Here is a 14,968-nt window from a genome sequence, read left to right as displayed (position 1 = left end):
GTTATCGCTTAATCGCTGATAACGTTTGACGCGACACGCGGTAAAAGGGCATCATTTGATGCCCTTTTTCTACGCTGTCATGTGGTAGAACCTATCTCATCAGCGATTATGGAATATAATCATTGGTGAGATAGGCTCTGTAGATACGGCGTAAATACCGAATTATTCGTTTACGGAACATCTTTCGGTTTGGTTTGCCCTGCTTTGCGGGGCAAAGTTATTTGTCTGGATCATAGTGACAGGTTGGTTTATGAGTGCGAATACCGAAGCTCAGGGGAGCGGGCGTGGCCTGGAAGCGATTAAATGGCTGGTCGTGGCCGTATTGCTGATCGTTGCGATTGTCGGCAACTACTACTACCGCGAAATTAGTCTGCCGCTGCGCGCATTAACGGTTGTTATCCTGATTGCCGCCGCCGGTGGCGTGGCATTGCTAACCGCAAAAGGCAAAGCAACAGTAACGTTTGCCCGTGAAGCCCGTACCGAAGTACGTAAAGTGATTTGGCCGACCCGCCAGGAAACGTTACACACCACGTTAATCGTCGCCGCGGTTACCGCCGTGATGTCGCTGATTTTGTGGGGGCTGGATGGTATTCTGGTCCGATTGGTATCGTTTATCACTGGCCTGAGGTTCTAAAATGTCTGAAGCCCCAAAAAAACGTTGGTACGTCGTTCAGGCGTTTTCCGGTTTTGAAGGCCGCGTAGCTCAGTCGCTGCGCGAGCATATCAAATTGCATAATATGGAAGATCTGTTCGGCGAAGTTATGGTGCCGACGGAAGAAGTGGTTGAAATTCGCGGCGGCCAGCGCCGCAAGAGCGAACGTAAGTTTTTCCCCGGTTATGTGCTGGTACAGATGGTGATGGAAGATGCCAGTTGGCATCTGGTGCGCAGCGTTCCGCGCGTTATGGGGTTTATCGGCGGAACCTCCGACCGTCCGGCGCCTATCAGCGATAAAGAAGTTGATGCGATCATGAACCGCCTGCAGCAGGTGGGGGATAAACCTCGGCCGAAAACGCTGTTCGAACCCGGTGAAATGGTTCGCGTTAACGACGGTCCGTTTGCGGACTTTAATGGCGTAGTCGAAGAAGTGGATTACGAAAAAAGCCGCCTGAAAGTGTCGGTTTCGATCTTTGGTCGTGCGACGCCGGTGGAACTCGATTTTAGTCAGGTCGAGAAAGGGTAAACGATTCGTTCTGAACGGCTGAAAATGGTTGCTTGTCTTGGGCGCGAAATTAATCTACAATTTCGCGCCTTTTGTTTTCAGGGTGTCTAAAAGACATCTGGAACGTATTAACCACGGGGAGCCTTGTTGCGAGGCGTTATTACCCATTCGAGGAAAGTTAAATGGCCAAGAAAGTACAAGCCTATGTCAAGCTGCAGGTTGCGGCTGGTATGGCTAACCCGAGCCCACCGGTCGGTCCGGCTCTGGGTCAGCAGGGTGTCAACATCATGGAATTCTGTAAGGCGTTCAATGCTAAAACTGAAAGCATTGAAAAAGGTCTGCCGATTCCGGTTGTTATTACCGTTTATTCTGACCGTTCTTTTACCTTTGTTACCAAAACGCCTCCGGCAGCAGTTCTGCTGAAAAAAGCGGCGGGTATCAAGTCTGGTTCCGGCAAGCCGAACAAAGACAAGGTTGGTAAAATAACGAGTGCTCAGGTTCGTGAAATCGCAGAAACTAAAGCTGCGGATATGACGGGTGCCGACGTGGAAGCCATGGCGCGTTCCATCGAAGGTACTGCTCGTTCCATGGGCCTGGTAGTGGAGGGTTAATAAAATGGCTAAGCTGACCAAGCGCATGCGCGTGATCCGTGACAAAGTTGATGCAACTAAACAGTATGATATCAACGAAGCCGTTGCCCTGCTCAAAGAGCTGGCCACTGCTAAATTCGTAGAAAGCGTTGACGTTGCCGTTAACCTCGGCATCGACGCGCGTAAATCCGATCAAAACGTTCGTGGCGCCACCGTTCTGCCGCACGGCACCGGTCGTTCCGTTCGCGTCGCCGTCTTCACCCAGGGCGCAAATGCTGAAGCAGCCAAGGCTGCCGGCGCCGAGCTGGTGGGTATGGAAGATCTGGCCGATCAGATTAAGAAAGGCGAAATGAATTTTGACGTCGTTATCGCATCCCCGGATGCCATGCGCGTCGTCGGCCAGTTGGGTCAGGTTCTGGGCCCGCGCGGCCTGATGCCGAACCCGAAAGTGGGTACCGTAACGCCTAACGTTGCCGAAGCGGTTAAAAACGCTAAAGCAGGTCAGGTTCGTTATCGTAACGACAAAAACGGCATCATCCATACCACTATCGGTAAGGTTGATTTCGATGCTGACAAACTGAAAGAAAACCTGGAAGCCCTGCTGGTTGCGCTGAAAAAAGCCAAACCATCTCAGGCGAAAGGCGTGTACATCAAGAAAGTCAGCCTGTCCACCACTATGGGCGCGGGCGTTGCGGTTGACCAAAGCGGTCTGAGCACCGTAACGGCCTAATAGCTTTTGTTTCGCTTTACTCGGGCGTGGGATTTACCTATAATCTTACGCCCGTTGTTCCGCTAGCGGAATAAAAGAAGAATTTTCGGTTGGAGCCTGGCCTATCCAGGCCTCCGTCCAAGACCGCAGGTGTCTTGCGAAAGACTTAATTCCCTGCGTAGACGGTGACAGAGCCTGAAGAACATTTTTTATAAAGAATTGTCTTTGCTGGATTCTGCTCACCGTGCATCAACGCTTATTTCCATTTTGGCAATAAGTGAAGTGAGTTCCGGAGGTTTCCTCCGGCTAAATCCAGGAGCAAAAGCTAATGGCATTAAATCTTCAAGACAAACAAGCGATTGTTGCTGAAGTCAGCGAAGTGGCCAAAGGTGCGCTGTCTGCGGTTGTTGCGGATTCCCGCGGCGTGACCGTAGATAAAATGACTGAACTGCGTAAAGCAGGTCGTGAAGCCGGCGTTTACATGCGTGTTGTTCGTAACACCCTGCTGCGCCGCGTTGTTGAAGGTACTCAGTTTGAGTGCCTGAAAGACACGTTTGTTGGTCCGACCCTGATTGCATACTCTTTGGAACACCCGGGCGCAGCTGCTCGTCTGTTCAAAGAATTCGCCAAAGCGAATGCAAAATTCGAGGTCAAAGCTGCAGCCTTTGAAGGCGAGCTGATCCCGGCGGCTCAAATTGACCGTCTGGCAACGCTGCCGACTTACGAAGAAGCACTGGCACGTCTGATGTCGACCATGAAAGAAGCCGCTGCCGGCAAACTGGTCCGCACTCTGGCTGCCGTACGCGATCAGAAAGAAGCGGCTTAATCGCGCTTTCTTCTCTACCGCACTTGCTAACGTATAAACTATTTCTGATTCTTAGGAACAATTGTTATGTCTATCACTAAAGATCAAATTCTGGAAGCAGTAGCAGCTATGTCTGTAATGGATGTTGTTGAACTGGTTTCCGCTATGGAAGAAAAATTCGGCGTTTCCGCCGCCGCCGCTGTAGCCGTTGCTGCTGGCCCGGCTGAAGCTGCTGAAGAAAAAACTGAATTCGACGTAGTACTGAAAGCTATCGGCGGCAACAAAGTTGCCGTTATCAAAGCAGTACGTGGCGCAACCGGTCTGGGCCTGAAAGAAGCTAAAGATCTGGTTGAATCCGCTCCGGCCGCTCTGAAAGAAGGCATCAGCAAAGACGACGCCGAAGCTCTGAAGAAAGCTCTGGAAGAAGCTGGCGCAGAAGTTGAAGTTAAATAAGCCGACTTTCCAGATTGCAGCCTGATTGATTAGGCTGATGGCTGGTGACTTTTTGGTCACCAGCCTTTTTGCGCTGTAGGGCATCAGTGGTATTTCACACTATTCCGCCATTGATTTACCCCAATATATTTTTCTATTGACGACTTAATATACTGCTTCCCTGCACGGGTTCCCTGCCTGAGCAAGAGCAATGAAATGGTTTAAGAGTAATAGAAAGATGTATTACGGAAAGGACTTCATTTCCGATAGACAGAAATAGTGTTGCATGACCTGTCCTTTGCTAGGACGGACAGAGTGGTTCGACTTTTCAGCGAGCTGAGGAACCCTATGGTTTACTCCTATACCGAGAAAAAACGCATTCGTAAGGATTTTGGCAAACGCCCGCAGGTGCTGGACGTGCCTTATCTCCTTTCTATCCAGCTTGACTCGTTCCAGAAGTTTATCGAGCAAGATCCGGAAGGGCAGTACGGTTTGGAAGCGGCATTCCGTTCTGTTTTCCCCATACAGAGTTATAGCGGTAATTCAGAGCTGCAATACGTGAGCTATCGCCTGGGCGAGCCGGTATTTGACGTTAAAGAGTGTCAAATCCGCGGCGTGACGTTTTCCGCGCCGTTGCGCGTCAAACTGCGCCTGGTGATTTACGAGCGTGAAGCGCCTGAAGGCACCGTTAAAGATATCAAAGAGCAAGAAGTCTACATGGGCGAAATTCCGCTCATGACCGACAACGGCACTTTCGTGATCAACGGTACTGAGCGTGTCATCGTTTCTCAGTTGCACCGTAGTCCCGGTGTATTCTTCGACAGCGACAAGGGTAAAACCCACTCCTCGGGTAAGGTGCTGTATAACGCGCGCATTATTCCTTACCGTGGTTCCTGGCTGGATTTCGAATTCGATCCGAAAGATAACCTGTTTGTTCGTATCGACCGCCGCCGTAAGCTGCCGGCGACGATTATTCTGCGCGCGCTGGGTTACTCCACCGAACAAATTCTGGATCTGTTCTTCGATAAAGTTGTCTATGAAATCAACGGCAACAAGCTGCAGATGGATCTGACGCCCGAGCGTCTGCGCGGAGAAACCGCTTCTTTCGATATTGAAGCCGAAGGCAAGGTCTACGTTGAGAAAGGCCGCCGCATCACCGCCCGTCATATTCGTCAATTGGAAAAAGACGGCATCGAGCGCATTGAAGTACCGGTTGAATATATCGCCGGGAAAGTGCTTTCCAAAGATTATATTGATGAAAGCACCGGCGAACTGATCGCCACCGCGAATATGGAGCTGTCGCTGGATCTGCTGGCTAAGCTCAGCCAAGCCGGCCACAAGCGTATCGAGACGTTGTTCACCAACGATCTGGATCACGGCCCGTACATATCTGAAACCGTACGCGTGGATCCATCTAACGACCGTCTGAGCGCGCTGGTTGAAATTTACCGCATGATGCGTCCCGGCGAGCCGCCGACGCGTGAAGCGGCCGAAACGCTGTTCGAGAACCTGTTCTTCTCCGAAGATCGCTATGACCTCTCTGCGGTCGGCCGGATGAAGTTTAACCGTTCTCTGCTGCGCGACGAGATCGAAGGTTCCGGTATCCTGAGCAAAGAAGACATCATCGACGTGATGAAAAAGCTCATCGATATCCGTAACGGTAAAGGCGAAGTCGATGATATCGACCACCTCGGCAACCGTCGTATCCGCTCCGTCGGCGAAATGGCTGAAAACCAGTTCCGCGTCGGTTTGGTGCGCGTCGAGCGCGCGGTGAAAGAGCGGCTTTCCCTAGGCGACCTCGATACGCTGATGCCGCAGGATATGATCAACGCCAAGCCGATTTCGGCGGCGGTGAAAGAGTTCTTCGGTTCCAGCCAACTGTCGCAGTTTATGGACCAGAACAATCCGCTCTCCGAGATTACGCACAAACGCCGTATCTCGGCACTGGGCCCGGGCGGTTTGACCCGCGAACGCGCCGGCTTTGAAGTTCGAGACGTGCACCCGACCCACTACGGTCGCGTATGTCCTATCGAAACGCCGGAAGGTCCGAACATCGGTCTGATCAACTCCCTTTCCGTGTATGCGCAGACTAACGAGTACGGTTTCCTGGAAACGCCTTATCGCCGCGTGCGTGACAATGTGGTAACGGACGAAATCCATTACCTGTCGGCGATTGAAGAAGGCAACTTCGTTATCGCCCAGGCGAACACCAACCTGGACGAAGAAGGCCACTTCATTGATGAACTGGTTACCTGCCGTAATAAAGGCGAGTCCAGCCTGTTCAGCCGCGATCAGGTTGAGTATATGGACGTATCCACGCAGCAGGTGGTCTCCGTCGGTGCTTCACTGATTCCGTTCCTGGAACACGATGACGCCAACCGCGCATTGATGGGTGCGAACATGCAACGTCAGGCGGTTCCGACGCTGCGCGCCGATAAGCCGCTGGTGGGCACCGGTATGGAACGCGCCGTTGCGGTCGACTCCGGGGTAACCGCCGTAGCCAAACGCGGCGGTACGGTACAGTACGTGGACGCATCGCGTATCGTGATCCGCGTTAACGATGATGAAATGTATCCGGGCGAAGCCGGAATCGACATCTATAACCTGACTAAATACACCCGTTCCAACCAGAACACCTGCATCAGCCAGATGCCTTGCGTATCGCTGGGCGAGCCGGTTGAACGCGGCGACGTGCTGGCCGACGGCCCGTCCACCGACCTGGGCGAGCTGGCGCTGGGTCAGAATATGCGCGTGGCGTTCATGCCGTGGAACGGCTACAACTTCGAAGACTCCATCCTCGTCTCCGAGCGCGTGGTGCAGGAAGATCGCTTCACCAGTATCCACATTCAGGAACTGGCCTGCGTGTCGCGCGACACCAAGCTGGGGCCGGAAGAGATCACCGCCGATATCCCGAACGTGGGCGAAGCGGCGCTTTCCAAGCTGGATGAGTCCGGCATCGTGTATATCGGCGCGGAAGTGACCGGCGGCGACATTCTGGTTGGTAAGGTGACGCCGAAAGGCGAAACCCAGCTGACGCCGGAAGAAAAATTGCTGCGCGCGATCTTCGGCGAGAAAGCGTCCGACGTTAAGGACTCTTCTCTGCGCGTGCCGAACGGCGTTTCCGGTACGGTTATCGACGTGCAGGTCTTTACCCGCGACGGCGTGGAAAAAGACAAACGCGCGCTGGAAATCGAAGAGATGCAGCTCAAGCAGGCCAAGAAAGACCTGACCGAAGAGCTGCAAATCCTGGAAGCCGGTCTGTTTGCCCGTATCCATGCGGTGCTGGTCTCCGGCGGCGTGGAAGCGGACAAGCTGGATAAACTGCCGCGCGAACGCTGGCTGGAACTGGGCCTGGCTGATGAAGAGAAACAGAATCAGCTAGAACAGCTGGCCGAGCAGTACGACGAGCTGAAGCACGAGTTTGAGAAAAAACTTGAGGCCAAGCGCCGTAAGATTACTCAGGGCGACGATTTGGCGCCGGGCGTGCTGAAGATCGTCAAGGTTTATCTGGCGGTTAAGCGTCGCATCCAGCCGGGCGACAAAATGGCGGGCCGTCACGGGAACAAAGGCGTTATCTCCAAGATCAACCCGATCGAAGATATGCCTTACGATGAAAACGGTACGCCGGTCGACATCGTGCTGAACCCGCTGGGCGTACCTTCGCGTATGAACATCGGTCAGATTTTGGAAACCCACCTGGGTATGGCGGCGAAAGGCATCGGCGAGAAAATCAACGCCATGCTGAAGCAGCAGGAAGAAGTGGCCAAGCTGCGTGAGTTCATTCAAAAAGCCTACGACCTGGGTGACGATGTGCGCCAGAAAGTAGACCTGAGCACCTTCTCCGACGAAGAGGTGATGCGTCTGGCTGAGAACCTGAAAAAGGGTATGCCGATCGCAACGCCGGTATTCGATGGCGCGAAAGAGAAGGAAATCAAGGATCTGCTGCAAATGGGCGATATCCCGACCTCCGGTCAGATTACCCTGTACGATGGACGTACCGGCGAGCAATTTGAGCGTCAGGTTACCGTGGGCTACATGTACATGCTGAAGTTGAACCACCTGGTCGACGACAAAATGCACGCCCGTTCCACCGGTTCCTACAGCCTGGTTACTCAGCAGCCGTTGGGTGGTAAAGCGCAGTTCGGCGGTCAGCGCTTCGGTGAGATGGAAGTGTGGGCGCTGGAAGCTTACGGCGCAGCCTATACCTTGCAGGAAATGCTGACGGTTAAATCCGATGACGTGAACGGCCGCACCAAGATGTATAAGAACATCGTGGACGGCAATCATCAGATGGAACCAGGCATGCCGGAATCCTTCAACGTACTGTTGAAAGAAATCCGCTCGCTGGGTATCAACATCGAGCTGGAAGAAGAGTAATTCCAGCCTGTTATATCGCTGGCGTTCGTCATAGGGGCACCTAAACCTTGTTTTTAAACGGTATGGTTTAGGTGCCTGGCAGGTCTAACTCCGACAGGAGCCAATCCGTGAAAGACTTATTAAAGTTTCTGAAAGCGCAAACTAAAACCGAAGAGTTTGATGCGATCAAAATTGCTCTGGCTTCGCCAGACATGATCCGTTCGTGGTCTTTTGGTGAAGTTAAAAAGCCGGAAACCATTAACTACCGTACGTTCAAACCGGAACGTGACGGCCTTTTTTGCGCCCGTATCTTTGGGCCGGTAAAAGACTATGAGTGCTTATGCGGCAAGTATAAGCGCCTGAAACACCGCGGCGTTATCTGTGAGAAGTGCGGCGTTGAAGTGACCCAGACCAAAGTACGCCGCGAGCGTATGGGCCACATTGAGCTGGCGTCTCCCACCGCGCATATCTGGTTCCTGAAATCGCTGCCGTCCCGTATCGGTTTGTTGCTGGATATGCCGCTGCGCGATATCGAACGCGTGCTGTACTTCGAATCCTATGTCGTGGTCGAAGGCGGCATGACCAATCTTGAAAAACGTCAGATCCTGACCGAAGAGCAGTATCTGGACGCGTTGGAAGAGTTCGGCGACGAATTCGACGCCAAGATGGGCGCGGAAGCGATTCAGGCCCTGTTGAAAAACATGGATCTGGAACAAGAGTGCGAACAGTTGCGCGAAGAGTTGAATGAAACCAACTCCGAAACCAAGCGCAAGAAGCTGACCAAGCGCATCAAGCTGCTGGAAGCGTTCGTTCAATCCGGCAACAAGCCGGAGTGGATGATCCTGACCGTGCTGCCGGTGCTGCCGCCGGACCTGCGTCCGCTGGTGCCGCTGGACGGCGGTCGTTTCGCCACCTCCGACCTGAACGATCTGTATCGTCGCGTCATTAACCGTAACAACCGTTTGAAACGCCTGCTGGATCTGGCCGCGCCGGATATCATCGTGCGTAATGAAAAACGTATGTTGCAGGAAGCGGTGGACGCGCTGCTGGACAACGGCCGCCGCGGCCGCGCCATCACCGGCTCCAACAAGCGTCCGCTGAAGTCGCTGGCCGATATGATCAAAGGTAAGCAGGGGCGTTTCCGTCAGAACCTGCTGGGTAAACGCGTCGACTACTCCGGCCGTTCCGTTATCACCGTGGGCCCGTACCTGCGTCTTCATCAGTGCGGTCTGCCGAAGAAGATGGCGCTGGAGCTGTTCAAACCGTTTATCTACGGCAAGCTGGAGCTGCGCGGTCTGGCCACCACCATCAAAGCCGCCAAGAAAATGGTCGAGCGTGAAGAGGCGGTGGTCTGGGATATCCTGGACGAAGTGATTCGCGAGCACCCGGTGATGCTGAACCGTGCGCCGACGCTGCATCGTTTGGGCATCCAGGCATTTGAACCGGTACTGATCGAAGGTAAGGCCATTCAGCTGCACCCGCTGGTCTGCGCCGCGTACAACGCCGACTTCGATGGCGACCAGATGGCCGTCCACGTACCGCTGACGCTGGAAGCCCAGTTGGAAGCGCGCGCGCTGATGATGTCCACCAACAACATTCTGTCGCCGGCGAACGGCGATCCGATCATCGTTCCTTCCCAGGACGTGGTACTGGGTCTGTACTACATGACCCGCGACTGCGTTAACGCCAAGGGCGAAGGCATGGTGCTGACCGGGCCAAAAGAAGCCGAACGCGTTTACCGCGCCGGCCTGGCATCGCTGCATGCGCGCGTCAAAGTGCGTATTACGGAAGAGATTAAGAGCATTGAAGGCGAAATCACCCATCAGACCACGCTGATCGACACCACCGTCGGTCGCGCCATTCTGTGGATGATCGTGCCGAAAGGTCTGCCTTTCTCCATCGTCAACCAGCCGCTGGGCAAGAAAGCGATCTCCAAAATGCTGAATACCTGTTACCGCATTTTGGGCCTGAAGCCGACGGTTATCTTCGCCGACCAGATCATGTACACCGGTTTTGCTTACGCCGCCCGTTCCGGCGCGTCCGTAGGTATCGATGACATGGTTATCCCCGCCAAGAAAGCCGGGATCATCGAAGAAGCCGAAACCGAAGTCGCTGAGATTCAGGAGCAGTTCCAGTCAGGTCTGGTTACCGCTGGCGAACGCTACAACAAGGTTATCGATATCTGGGCCGCGGCCAACGAACGCGTCGCCAAGGCGATGATGGAAAACCTGTCGGTTGAAGACGTGGTTAACCGCGATGGCGAAGTCGAACAGCAGGTCTCCTTCAACAGCATCTTTATGATGGCCGACTCCGGCGCGCGTGGTTCTGCGGCGCAGATTCGTCAGCTGGCGGGAATGCGTGGTCTGATGGCGAAGCCGGACGGCTCCATCATCGAAACGCCGATCACCGCGAACTTCCGTGAAGGTCTGAACGTACTCCAGTACTTCATCTCCACCCACGGCGCGCGTAAAGGTCTGGCGGATACCGCATTGAAAACTGCGAACTCCGGTTACCTGACCCGTCGTCTGGTCGACGTGGCGCAGGACCTGGTGGTCACCGAAGATGATTGCGGTACGCATGAAGGCATCATGATGACCCCGGTTATCGAAGGCGGCGACGTTAAGGAACCGCTGCGCGAACGCGTTCTGGGCCGCGTGACGGCTGAAGACGTGCTCAAACCGGGCACGGCGGATATTCTGGTGCCGCGCAACACCCTGCTGAACGAACAGTGGTGCGACCTGTTGGAAGAGAACTCCGTCGATGCGGTTAAAGTGCGTTCCGTCGTGAGCTGCGAAACCGACTTCGGCGTGTGCGCTAAGTGCTACGGTCGCGACCTGGCCCGCGGCCACCTGATCAACAAGGGTGAAGCCATCGGCGTTATCGCGGCGCAGTCTATCGGCGAGCCGGGCACGCAGCTGACCATGCGTACCTTCCACATCGGGGGCGCGGCATCGCGTGCGGCGGCTGAGTCCAGCATTCAGGTGAAAAACAAAGGTAGCCTGAAACTGGAAAACGCCAAGTTCGTGGTCAACAGCAACGGTAAACCGGTTATTACCTCGCGTAATACCGAACTGAAGCTGATCGACGAATTCGGCCGTACCAAAGAGAGCTATAAAGTGCCTTACGGCGCGGTCATGGCCAAGCGCGACGGTTCAGAGGTTAGCGGCGGCGAAACCGTTGCCAACTGGGATCCGCATACCATGCCGGTTATCAGTGAAGTGGGCGGTAATATCCGCTTTACGGATATGGTCGACGGTCAGACGATTACCCGTCAGACCGACGAACTGACCGGTCTGTCTTCCATCGTGGTTCTGGATAGCGCAGAGCGTACCGGCAGCGGTAAAGATCTGCGTCCGGCGCTGAAGATCGTCGACGAAAACGGCGAAGATGTTTTGATCCCGGGTACCGATATGCCCGCGCAATACTTCCTGCCGGGCAAAGCGATCGTTCAACTGGAAGACGGCGTGAAGATCGGCGCGGGCGATACCCTGGCGCGTATTCCGCAGGAGTCCGGCGGTACCAAGGATATCACCGGTGGTCTGCCGCGCGTTGCCGACCTGTTCGAAGCGCGTCGTCCGAAAGAACCGGCGATTCTGGCGGAAATCAGCGGGGTTATCTCGTTCGGGAAAGAGACCAAAGGCAAGCGTCGTCTGGTGATTACGCCGCTGGACGGCAGCGATCCGTACGAAGAGATGATTCCGAAGTGGCGTCAGCTGAACGTGTTCGAAGGCGAACGCGTGGAACGCGGCGACGTGGTTTCCGACGGTCCGGAATCTCCGCACGACATCCTGCGCCTGCGTGGCGTACATGCGGTAACGCGTTACATCACCAATGAAGTTCAGGAAGTTTACCGTCTGCAGGGCGTTAAGATTAACGATAAACACATCGAAGTTATCGTTCGTCAGATGCTGCGTAAAGGCACCATCATTAGCGCGGGCGGCACGGAATTCCTGGAAGGCGAGCAGGCGGAAGTTTCTCGCGTCAAGATTGCCAACCGTCAGTTGGAAGCGGAAGGCAAGATCCCGGCGACCTTCAGCCGCGATCTGCTGGGTATCACCAAGGCATCTCTGGCGACCGAGTCCTTCATCTCCGCGGCTTCGTTCCAGGAAACCACGCGTGTTCTTACTGAGGCGGCGGTTGCCGGCAAACGTGATGAACTGCGCGGCCTGAAAGAGAACGTGATCGTTGGCCGTTTGATCCCGGCGGGTACTGGCTATGCCTACCATCAGGATCGCGTGCGCCGCCGTCAGGCTGGCGAAGCGCCGGCCGCGCCGCAGGTCAGTGCCGATGAAGCATCCGCCAACCTGGCTGAATTGCTGAACGCTGGCTTCGGTAACAGCGACGACGAATAATCGTCGCCAAGCGCCGTATACAACCGCTCCTCCGGGGGCGGTTTCGTTGCTGAAAGCCCTGGCCGCTAAAGCCGGGGCTTTTTTGTTTTACCTGGTAGACAGCGAGACAGACATGGATTCCTCGACAACATCAATACCTGCATCGTCGGCCGGAGATGCCGCTTACCCGGCCGCCGGGCGCGCACGACGGGCTGCCTGGGGGAGCTTTATCGGCGCGGTGGTGGACTGGTATGACTTTTTGCTCTACGGCATTGTCGCCGCTTTGGTTTTTAATATTGAGTTTTTCCCCCAAATCAGCCCCGCCATGGGTACGCTGGCGGCGTTCGGTACTTTCGGGGTGGGTTTTTTATTCCGGCCGCTGGGCGGCATTGTTTTCGGTCATTTCGGCGATAAGCTGGGCCGTAAACGCATGTTGATGATTACCGTCTGGACGATGGGTTTATCCACGGCGTTAATCGGTTTCTTACCGACGTTTGCCTCTATTGGCTGGTGGGCGCCGGTGCTGCTGGTGATATTGCGCGCCATTCAGGGGTTTGCCGTGGGCGGCGAATGGGGCGGGGCCGCTCTGCTGGCGGTGGAAAGCGCGCCCAAAAAGAAAAAAGCGTTTTACAGCAGCGGCGTACAGGTGGGTTACGGCGTAGGCCTGCTGCTGGCGACGGGATCGATATCTCTGGTCAGCCACCACACCACCAATGAGCAGTTTATCGACTGGGGCTGGCGCCTGCCGTTTTTATTCAGCGTCGTGCTGGTGGCGATAGCCTGGTGGATCCGCTCCGGGATGGAAGAGTCGCAGGAGTTCGAGACGAATAAAAAGCGGCGGGAAAAAACGGAAAAAAGGCATTCGCTGCCGATTGTTGAAGCATTGCGTAAGCACCCTAAGGCATTTTTGCTGATTATCGCCCTGCGCCTGGGGGAACTGCTGACCATGTATATCGTCACCGCGTTCGCGCTAAATTACTCCACCGCCAATCTGGGGATGCCGCGGGAGCTATTTCTTAATATCAGCCTGCTGGTCGGCGGCATCAGCTGCTTGTCCATCCCCGTCTTCGCCCGGCTGGCCGATAGCTTCGGCCGGCGGCGGATTTACGTCACTGGCGCGCTGATCGGCGCCGTCAGCGCGTTTCCTTTCTTTATGGCGCTGGAGGCGCGGGCCAGCCTGTGGATACTGTTTTTCGCCATCATGCTGGCTAATATCGCTCACGATATGATCGTCAGCGTGCAGCAGCCGATGTTTACCGAACTGTTTGGCACCGCGTACCGCTACAGCGGCGCGGGCGTCGGTTATCAGGTGGCCAGCGTGGTCGGCGGCGGCTTTACGCCGTTTATCGCCGTATTGCTGGTGGAAGCGTTGGGCGGTTCCTGGCACGGCGTGGCAACGTATCTGACGGTGGGCTGCTTGCTGTCGGCTATCGTCGGGATGCGGATGAAGCCGCAAAAGCCGGGCGAATAACAACAGCGCCGATACAGATTGCGCGACTTTCTGTATCGGCGGCATAAACCGAGCGCCGTTCCGCCTAAAAACGTTCTATATCCTTGCGCGTCAACCCGATATCCTTCAGCCTTTCATCGCTCATGCCGAGCAATACCCTGCGGGTTTTGACCTTAAGCCGCCACGCCCGCCATTTTTGGCAGGTTCGCATCAATATCGACCACAGAGCGGATCTGGCGGATGCCGATGATGAGCGCTTTGTCTGATGTGCCATGCTGTTCCCCTTTCTGATTGTCTGGCATTATGATGCGAGGGAAAGCCGTTTCGATACAGACTCAGTAAATGGCTTTTTTTAACATACAGATTATGGAATATTGCATCTGAATGGTGTTTTTCACCGCAATCTGTACTGGTTATGCCTTTGGTTGTGTATGAGGAAGGATACATATGACGCGTTACCAACATCTTGCTTCCCTGCTGGCGCAGCGTATCGAACAGGGGCTGTATCAAAGCGGCGAGCGCCTGCCGTCGGTCAGAGCATTGAGTCTGGAACACGGCGTCAGTATCAGCACCGTACAGCAGGCTTACCATCTGCTGGAGGCCCGGCAGCTTATTTCACCGCGGCCGCGCTCGGGCTATTTTGTGGCGTCGCGCAAGGCTGCGCCGCCGATGCCCGGGTTGACTCGCCCGGCCCAGCGCCCGGTTGAGATCACCCAGTGGGAATCGGTGCGCGAGCTGTTTAACGATGGCCCAGAGAACAGTAAAGGCAACTTTGGCGGCGGTACGCCGGATACCAGCCAGCCAACGGTGAAGCCGCTGTGGAAAGCGCTGGGCCGTCTGTGTCAGCATCAGGATAAGCGGGTGCTGGCTTATGACAATATGTATGGCATGCCCGAGCTGCGCGAGCAGGTCGCTCGTCTGGCGCTGGACAGCGGCTGCCGGCTGACGATGGACGATATCGTGATCACCAACGGCTGTCAGGAAGCGTTGTTTACCGCGGTACGTGCCGTGTGCCAGCCCGGCGATATCGTGGCGGTGGAGTCGCCTACCTTTCCCGGCACCATGCAGATTCTGCGCGGGTTGGGGATTAAGGCGATTGAGATCCCGACCTGTCCCATCACCGGTATAAGTCTTG

11 protein-coding genes are annotated in these 14,968 nt (G+C 55.2%); 10 read left to right on the top strand and 1 reads right to left on the bottom strand.

From position 1 onward, the window contains the following. Nucleotides 1-250: 250 nt before the first annotated feature. The 9 genes from secE (at nucleotide 251) to shiA (ending at nucleotide 13,854) form a co-directional block, all read left to right on the top strand. Nucleotides 251-634 (top strand): preprotein translocase subunit SecE, encoded by a 384-nt coding sequence (gene secE / locus VSX58_RS21815; RefSeq protein ID WP_327619916.1) that lies wholly within the window; start codon nucleotides 251-253, stop codon nucleotides 632-634. A 1-nt stretch (nucleotide 635) separates the two neighbouring features. Continuing rightward, a complete protein-coding gene (nusG, locus tag VSX58_RS21810; protein ID WP_048636588.1) occupies nucleotides 636-1,181 on the top strand; it encodes a transcription termination/antitermination protein NusG in 546 nt (181 codons plus the stop codon). Nucleotides 1,182-1,342: 161 nt separating this feature from the next. After that, the gene (gene rplK / locus VSX58_RS21805; RefSeq protein WP_327615753.1) at nucleotides 1,343-1,771 is read left to right on the top strand and encodes a 50S ribosomal protein L11; all 429 of its coding nucleotides are present in this window, start codon (nucleotides 1,343-1,345) and stop codon (nucleotides 1,769-1,771) included. 4 nt (nucleotides 1,772-1,775) lie between these two features. Further along, a complete protein-coding gene (gene rplA / locus VSX58_RS21800) occupies nucleotides 1,776-2,480 on the top strand; it encodes a 50S ribosomal protein L1 (RefSeq protein WP_327615752.1) in 705 nt (234 codons plus the stop codon). A 307-nt stretch (nucleotides 2,481-2,787) separates the two neighbouring features. Further along, nucleotides 2,788-3,285, top strand: a complete 498-nt coding sequence (rplJ, locus tag VSX58_RS21795; protein WP_137714957.1) for a 50S ribosomal protein L10 — start codon at nucleotides 2,788-2,790, stop codon at nucleotides 3,283-3,285. A gap of 66 nt (nucleotides 3,286-3,351) precedes the next feature. After that, a complete protein-coding gene (gene rplL / locus VSX58_RS21790; protein ID WP_048636584.1) occupies nucleotides 3,352-3,717 on the top strand; it encodes a 50S ribosomal protein L7/L12 in 366 nt (121 codons plus the stop codon). Between the two features lie 327 nt (nucleotides 3,718-4,044). Then, entirely contained in the window at nucleotides 4,045-8,073 is a 4,029-nt protein-coding gene (gene rpoB, locus VSX58_RS21785; RefSeq protein WP_327619915.1) for a DNA-directed RNA polymerase subunit beta, read from the top strand. 107 nt (nucleotides 8,074-8,180) lie between these two features. Then, nucleotides 8,181-12,404 (top strand): DNA-directed RNA polymerase subunit beta', encoded by a 4,224-nt coding sequence (rpoC, locus tag VSX58_RS21780; RefSeq protein WP_327619914.1) that lies wholly within the window; start codon nucleotides 8,181-8,183, stop codon nucleotides 12,402-12,404. Between the two features lie 112 nt (nucleotides 12,405-12,516). After that, entirely contained in the window at nucleotides 12,517-13,854 is a 1,338-nt protein-coding gene (gene shiA, locus VSX58_RS21775; RefSeq protein WP_327619913.1) for a shikimate transporter, read from the top strand. A 64-nt stretch (nucleotides 13,855-13,918) separates the two neighbouring features. On the opposite strand, the gene VSX58_RS21770 is transcribed toward shiA, so the two are convergent. Continuing rightward, a complete protein-coding gene (locus VSX58_RS21770; protein WP_327619912.1) occupies nucleotides 13,919-14,107 on the bottom strand; it encodes a DUF1127 domain-containing protein in 189 nt (62 codons plus the stop codon). A gap of 173 nt (nucleotides 14,108-14,280) precedes the next feature. Here VSX58_RS21770 and VSX58_RS21765 point away from each other — a divergent pair. Beyond that, a partial coding sequence (locus VSX58_RS21765; protein WP_327619911.1) for an aminotransferase-like domain-containing protein occupies nucleotides 14,281-14,968 on the top strand: 688 nt, incomplete at its 3' end.

This window comes from Brenneria populi (assembly GCF_036016195.1).
GTDB classification, from domain to species: domain Bacteria; phylum Pseudomonadota; class Gammaproteobacteria; order Enterobacterales; family Enterobacteriaceae; genus Brenneria; species Brenneria populi.
Note: the sequence above shows the minus strand (reverse complement) of the source record. Positions and strands in the feature narration are given on the sequence as shown.

What these genes read in the sequence shown, in the direction of transcription:
- secE (WP_327619916.1), top strand. Translation starts at nt 251, where the DNA reads ATGAGTGCGAATACCGAAGCTCAGGGGAGCGGGCGTGGCCTGGAAGCG.
- nusG (WP_048636588.1), top strand. Translation starts at nt 636, where the DNA reads ATGTCTGAAGCCCCAAAAAAACGTTGGTACGTCGTTCAGGCGTTTTCC.
- rplK (WP_327615753.1), top strand. Translation starts at nt 1,343, where the DNA reads ATGGCCAAGAAAGTACAAGCCTATGTCAAGCTGCAGGTTGCGGCTGGT.
- rplA (WP_327615752.1), top strand. Translation starts at nt 1,776, where the DNA reads ATGGCTAAGCTGACCAAGCGCATGCGCGTGATCCGTGACAAAGTTGAT.
- rplJ (WP_137714957.1), top strand. Translation starts at nt 2,788, where the DNA reads ATGGCATTAAATCTTCAAGACAAACAAGCGATTGTTGCTGAAGTCAGC.
- rplL (WP_048636584.1), top strand. Translation starts at nt 3,352, where the DNA reads ATGTCTATCACTAAAGATCAAATTCTGGAAGCAGTAGCAGCTATGTCT.
- rpoB (WP_327619915.1), top strand. Translation starts at nt 4,045, where the DNA reads ATGGTTTACTCCTATACCGAGAAAAAACGCATTCGTAAGGATTTTGGC.
- shiA (WP_327619913.1), top strand. Translation starts at nt 12,517, where the DNA reads ATGGATTCCTCGACAACATCAATACCTGCATCGTCGGCCGGAGATGCC.
- VSX58_RS21770 (WP_327619912.1), bottom strand. Translation starts at nt 14,107, where the DNA reads ATGGCACATCAGACAAAGCGCTCATCATCGGCATCCGCCAGATCCGCT.